This is a genomic window from Parazoarcus sp. PS-13 R2A, from assembly GCF_057621855.1.
This window is the reverse complement of sequence record NZ_JBYEXN010000049.1, coordinates 1-4,858: the sequence shown is the minus strand read 5'-3', so window position 1 is coordinate 4,858 and position 4,858 is coordinate 1. Positions and strand designations below refer to the sequence as shown.

5 protein-coding genes are annotated in these 4,858 nt (G+C 63.5%); 1 reads left to right on the top strand and 4 read right to left on the bottom strand.

Going from position 1 to position 4,858, the window contains the following annotated elements; translation table 11 throughout:
- Nucleotides 1–217, top strand: a 217-nt coding sequence (locus AC22G6_RS21735; RefSeq protein ID WP_487368494.1) for an ureidoglycolate lyase, incomplete at its 5' end; no start/stop codon positions are given.
- Nucleotides 218–294: 77 nt separating this feature from the next.
- Here AC22G6_RS21735 and puuE read toward each other — a convergent pair.
- The 4 genes from puuE to AC22G6_RS21715 all read right to left on the bottom strand — a co-directional run bounded on the left by puuE (nt 295) and on the right by AC22G6_RS21715 (nt 4,303).
- Complete coding sequence (gene puuE, locus AC22G6_RS21730) at nt 295–1,221, bottom strand: allantoinase PuuE (RefSeq protein ID WP_487368493.1); 927 nt, start codon at nt 1,219–1,221, stop codon at nt 295–297.
- Nucleotides 1,222–1,282: 61 nt separating this feature from the next.
- Entirely contained in the window at nt 1,283–2,668 is a 1,386-nt protein-coding gene (locus AC22G6_RS21725) for an NCS1 family transporter (RefSeq protein WP_487368492.1), read from the bottom strand.
- Nucleotides 2,669–2,762: 94 nt separating this feature from the next.
- Nucleotides 2,763–3,494, bottom strand: a complete 732-nt coding sequence (locus tag AC22G6_RS21720; RefSeq protein ID WP_487368491.1) for an aspartate/glutamate racemase family protein — start codon at nt 3,492–3,494, stop codon at nt 2,763–2,765.
- A 53-nt stretch (nt 3,495–3,547) separates the two neighbouring features.
- Entirely contained in the window at nt 3,548–4,303 is a 756-nt protein-coding gene (locus AC22G6_RS21715) for a GntR family transcriptional regulator (protein WP_199915185.1), read from the bottom strand.
- Nucleotides 4,304–4,858: the final 555 nt, after the last annotated feature.

The window sequence follows — 4,858 nt, the reverse complement described above, 5'->3', positions numbered from 1 at the left end:
AGCGCCCGCGCGCGAGGCGCCGACGGCGGCGCAACTGCGGGTGTTCGTGGCCCGTGGCGACCAGGGCGTGAACTACGCCACCGGCGTCTGGCACCACCCGCTGCTCGCACTCGGCGCGGTGTGCGACTTCCTCGTGGTCGACCGCGCAGGGCCGGGACACAACTGCGACGAGATCACCCTCGACACCGTCGGCCTGATCGACCACGTCCCGCTTTGAGTCACTGAGCGCGCAATAAACGAAATGGGCGGCCCGCCGGCTGAAACCGGCAGACCGCCCAAAGCAGTTCAGGCCACTCAGGGATGCGGGTGGTGTTCGATCCAGTGACGCGCAACATCCACGCGCCGGCACACCCACACGCGATCGTGCTTCTCGATATGGTCGAGGAAGCGCTGCAGCGCGCGGAAACGCCCCGGCCTTCCGAGCAGGCGGCAGTGCATGCCGACGCTCATCATGGCGGGACGCTCTTCGCCTTCGGCATACATCACGTCGAACGCGTCGCGCAGATACTCGAAGAACTCGTCGCCGTGCGAGAAGCCCTGCGGCAGCGCGAAGCGCATGTCGTTGGTGTCGAGCGTGTAAGGCACGATCAGGTGCGGCGTGGTGCTGCCGTCGGTTTTCTCGACCTGGGTCCAGAACGGCAGGTCGTCGCCATAGTAGTCGGAGTCATACAGAAAGCCGCCGTAGTCCGCGACGAGGCGCCGGGTGTTGGGGGAGTCGCGCCCGGTGTACCAGCCCAGCGCACGTTCGCCGGTGAGGCGCTCGATGATCTCCATGCCGATGCGCATGTGCTCGCGCTCGATCGCCTCATCCACGCCCTGATAGTGAATCCACTTCCAGCCATGACAGGCGATCTCGTGGCCGAGCTCGCGGAAGGCCGCGGTCATCTCGGGGTGACGCTCGAGCGCAGTCGACACACCGAAGATGGTCAGCGGCAGCCCGCGACGCTCGAACTCGCGCAGGATGCGCCATGCGCCGACCCGCGAGCCGTATTCGTAGATGCCTTCCATCGACATGTGGCGCTCGGGGTAGCTGGCAGCGTTGAACAGCTCGGACAGAAACTGTTCGCTGCCCGGGTCGCCGTGGAGCACGCAGTTCTCGCCACCCTCCTCGTAGTTCAGTACGAACTGCACCGCCACGCGGGCCTTGCCCGGCCAGTTGGCATGCGGCGGGTTGCGGCCGTAGCCGATGAGGTCGCGGGGGTATTTCGAATCAGGTTTCATGACGGGCTCTCCATGCGCACCGACGGCAGCGGCCACCTCGGGCCGGCTGCGCGTCGGCAGATCAGTTTTCGCAGAAGCGCTTGCAAGCGCTCCAGTTCTTCATCAACAGCCAGTAGCTCAGGCCCGCAGGCACCAGGCTGGCATACCAGGACACCGAGGAAAAGCTCAGCGCGACGCCGGCGCCGATGAGCGAGGCGACGATACCGGCGTAGTTCACACCGCGATAAGGGCCGTTCTCGTCATACAGTTTGCCCAGATCGAGCGTGCGGCGGCGGATGATGTAGTAATCCACGACCAGCACCGCGAAGATCGGCCCCAGGAATGCCGAATAGGTCTGCACAAAAAACTGCAGGCCGGCAGCGGACTCGTCCTTGACCAGTTCCCACGGGAAGGTGCAGAAGGCGAGCAGGCCGACGATGATCGCCGAACTGCGGAACGACAGCTTGAACACGTCCATCAGCACATAGGTTGGCGGCACCACGTTGTTGAGCACGTTGGTGGTGACCTGCGCAAAGGTGATGAAGAGCAGCGTCGCGATCAGCAGCGGCTTGTTGTCTACCGCGCTGGAAAACACCTGGATCGGATCGGCCACACCGGTCGCACCCGACACCATCAGCCCGATCAGGCCCATGAACAGCGTGCACGGCAGGATGGACATGGCGTAAATCGTCGTCAGCGGCGCACGGCGCACGCCTTTTTCGAGTTCGCGTGCATAGTCGCTGACGTTGAGCATCATGGTGCTGTAGATGCCGAGGAAGAGCATGGTCGCGCCCCAGAACGGCAGGCCCCAGGTGCCTTCGATGTTGACCAGCCGCTCGGTGATGACGTCGCCGTACTTGTCGATGACGCTGAAGAACATGTAGGTCAGCGACACCAGGATGAAGCCGCTGCCGATGTTCTCCAGCCACTTGATGCCCTGGAAGCCGAGCACCGACAGGCCGATCTGCAGGAACTGGAACACGATGAACCAGAACACCAGGTTGTCGAAGCCAAACAGTGAGGCCGACACCGCGTTGAGCGCCCCTGCCCCCACCCAGCTCTGGAAGCCATACCAGACGATGGCCGGCACCGCCCGTACCAGCCCCGGAAACTTGGTTCCGGCAAACCCGAACGCCGAGCGCGCCTGCACCACAAAGGGAATGCCGTACTTGTAGCCCGCAGCGCCGTTGATGGCCAGCGCGATACCGATCACGAAGCAGCCGACCGCGATGGCAACCGTGGCCTGCAACAGATTCAGCGTACCGACGATGCTCGAGCCCATGGCGAAGGTGCCGATCGACACGCAACCGCCGAACCATGCCAGCAGATAGGACCACTTGCCCATGATGCGGGTCTGCTGCGGCGCCAGGGATTCTTCACCCAGCCCCTTGCCGTGGCCGGTTGTGGCCGTGTGCTCGCTGCCCGGCTGCAGGCCGGGGGCACGAATTGCCTCGGTGTTACTCGTCATGGTGACGCTCCTTTTCGTTTGGGGATGCGGTGCGCGCACCGCGCGGTCTCACGCTTGCGGCGCCACTGTTCTGTGCAGTGGCTGTCGCGATTGCTCATGCACTCAGATAATCGAAGTGCCCGGTGAACTGCTTCGGGCGCGGAAAGGCGAGATCGCCATGCTTGCTGGTTTGCAGCCCCAGGCTGACGAGGGATTCGGCCAGCTTCACTGCAGCGGTCACGCCCTCGACGATCGGCAGGCCGACCGCGTCGCGGATCTGCGCGGTGAGGTCGGCCATACCGCCACAGCCAAGCACAATCGCACCTACACCGTCTTCGTCCCGCGCCCGGCGGCACTCTTCGATGATGCGGTCGAGCGCGCAGGCGCCATCGTCTTCGAGGTCGAGCACCGGTATTTCCGCGGCGCGCACGCGCCGGCAGTGGTGGGCAAAGCCATAGCTCTGCAGCAGGTGCTCGGCGATGATGCAGGTGCGACCGAGCGTGGTCACGATCGAGAAGCGTGTGCTGATCAGGGTGGCGAGATGAAAGGCGGCCTCGGCAATGCCGATCACCGGCGCACGGCTCAGCTCACGGGCGGCGAGCAGGCCGGGGTCGCCGAAGCACGCGATGATGTAGGCGTCGATGTTCTCCGTCTCGCCGCGACGGATTTCTTCGAGCACGCCGACCGCGCTGATCGCCTCGTCGAAATGGCTTTCGATCGAAACCGGACCCGCGAGCGGATTGCAGGCCGAGGTCTGCGTGCCGGCTGCGGCGACCCGCGCGGCCGCCTCGCCTATCTTCGCGGTCATGCTCGCGGTGGTGTTGGGGTTGATGAGCCTGATATGCATCTGCTGCTGTTCTCCTGGTTGCCACCCGTCCGCCGGACGGCCATAGCGTTTGATCAGGGCTGGCGGCGCTGGCGCTGCGCCACGTCGTCGAGGATCCGGCGCAGGTCTGGCGCCGAGGGGTTCTCTTCGAGCAGAACAACGCTGCGCTCCACCTCCCGCAGGTGACGCTCCATCCACTCGCGTGCGCCCTCGGCATCGCCTGCTGCGATCAGGTCGAGCACGTCGTGGTGCTCGGTATGGCGGCAACTTCCCGACATCGGCGAGCCATAGGTGGCAATCACCAACGAGGAGCGCGATACCAGTCCGGCAAGGATGTCGCTGATGGTGTCGTTCTCGGACAGACGGCTCAGTGCGACATGGAACTCGCCCGACAGATAGATGGATTCGCGGCGGTCGCCCCGCGCTTCGGCGTCCTGCTCACGCCGCACGATGTCGCGCAACTCGTCGAGCTTCGCCGGCGTGGCGCGCGCCACCACCTGTGCAATCGCACCGCACTCCACGATGCGACGCGCAGCGAACACATCCCGTGCCTCCTTGACTGTGGGCTGGGCCACCGTGGCGCCGCGGTTCATGCGGATGTCGACCAGGCGCTCGTAGGCCAGGCGCTGCAGCACCTTGCGGATACTGGTGCGGCTGACGCCAAAGGCCTCGGCCAGCGTGTCTTCCGGCAGCTTGGTTCCGGGCTCGAGATGGTTCTCCACGATGGCCGCGTAAAGATTGCGGTAGATCGCTTCGTCACGTCCGCTACCCGTCATGGTCTCTTCGCTCTGGAGTGAACCCAGATCAATGGGTGATCGTTTTTTGCTCAACTTTGCTTCTCCGCCATGCACGCTGAAGTCCTCGGAGGACCCTTTTCATTGGGCAAAGTTTAGAGCCTGTTTGTATACAAAACAATCGAATTTTGTGCTCATAAATACAATCAATCGAACTTCGATCAGCTTTCACCGAATCGCGCCCCACATGCACCACGGCGAGTCACAGAACGCCCAGTTAGCGTGCATGCGCACCACATCCGAAGCATCCTTCGCAGCCACCGCAAGATGGAAGAACGTTATTGAGGCGCCGACAGGAAAAGAATTTTGGCGGGTGCCGCAGGCTGTTCATGTGAACCACCCACTTGTATCAAATATTTTTTGTATACGATTTTATTGATCTGAAAATACAATGCAGCAGCAATCCCCTGGCCCCCGCTTCCGACCGGAAACGACTTCACGCACAGAGCGCCGCACCGCTGACCATGACGAGCGGCGTCGGGAGCTGCGGCCGGGGACGACCCGAACAGACACACAGGCGGTCCACGGACCCCAACAGAGGAGATTTAATCGATGGCCAGTCACACCCCCGGCGCCCCCGTCTTTGCCCAG